General features: G+C 64.4%; 1 protein-coding gene. It reads right to left on the bottom strand.

What is annotated here, in order from left to right; genetic code table 11:
- Window positions 1–128: 128 nt before the first annotated feature.
- The gene (locus FW784_RS13980) at window positions 129–452 is read right to left on the bottom strand and encodes a hypothetical protein (RefSeq protein ID WP_149353931.1); all 324 of its coding nucleotides are present in this window, start codon (window positions 450–452) and stop codon (window positions 129–131) included.
- Window positions 453–1,234 lie beyond the last annotated feature (782 nt).

Genomic DNA, 1,234 nt, shown 5'->3' on the forward strand with positions numbered 1-1,234 from the left:
CAACTCGTGATGGCGCTTTGCTGCCTCGGGGTTGAAATTGTCAGACACCTGCGAAGTCTCCCGGCGCACCTAACACCTGAGTTAAGCCGCGCCGCGAAGCGGCGTCGGCTTGGACGAATTGTTAGGCCTCATGCCCCGCCATTCCGGACCGTTGGGCCGACCACGGCCGGATCTGCCACGCATTTCTCTACGCTCGTGCCAGCGGCTGCGGCGTTGAGCACGCAGATCTTGCGCTTGTAGTACAGGTTAGCCGTACACGCGCTACGGAACAGCACCTTTTCTTCCGTTTCGAGGCACGACTGGGCAGCAAGGATGTCATCCGTTCCGACCTTGGCCAAGCAGTAGTCGGCGCGCCAGTGCTCCATCTTGCCAGGCACGGCGCAAGCGGGCGGGCCAGCCGCTTGGGCGAGCGAGCTTGTAAGGACCAACACGGCAGCAGTGAATTTGATCATGAGGCCTAACACCTGAGTTAAGCCGCGCCGCGAAGCGGCGTCGGCTTGGACGAATTGTTAGAGCCCACGCGCCGGGATGCTGGCCCGCTGCTCCACGTGGATAGAGTTTGGCACGAAGAACCGGACCCGCGAGATAGACGGAGCGGGGCGCCGTAGGCGCGCCGAAAGGCAAGGATGGTGAGGACGCCAGACCTGATGGGGCCGGCAAGTTGGCGCCGCGGTTCGGATCACGACGATGAGCCTAGGCGGCGGAAGCGGCGCGAGCTTGCAGCCGTGAACCTGCAAGCTGATGTGGCCGCGAGCTTAGAGATTCGAGGAGCGATTAGCCCGACGACCGAAGAGCAGCCCGGCGTGGGCGCTAACACCCGAGTTAAGCCGCGCCGCGAAGCGGCGTCGGCTTGGACGAATTGTTAGGCCACGCCCCGAGTTCGAGAACTGCGCGAGCGACGCCCAACTGCCAGGTGCGATAGTACGACGGCTCGAGATAAGGATGCTGCGATGCGCACGTGGCCGAAGGTGGGACTGCGAGCCGCGACGTCTGGACGCTGATGGAGCCGCGAGCGACGCGGCGGAACCCGCGAGTGCGACGGGGACGACGCCCGCGGCACAGCGACATGGAGCTGTAGCCGGAAGCCGGACTACGAGGGCGCGGGGAACCCAGCTTTGCCGACAAGTTGCACGTTGCTTGGGACCGCAGTGTGTGGCCTAACACCTGAGTTAAGCCGCGCCGCGAAGCGGCGTCGGCTTGGACGAATTGTTAGGCCTCAGTGCGACGAAGGCCC

Origin of the sequence: Cognatilysobacter lacus (genome assembly GCF_008274655.1) — a bacterium.
GTDB lineage: Bacteria > Pseudomonadota > Gammaproteobacteria > Xanthomonadales > Xanthomonadaceae > Cognatilysobacter > Cognatilysobacter lacus.

Bases quoted from the DNA above. Each gene is read 5' to 3' on its own strand.
- FW784_RS13980 (WP_149353931.1), bottom strand. From the start codon at position 452: ATGATCAAATTCACTGCTGCCGTGTTGGTCCTTACAAGCTCGCTCGCC.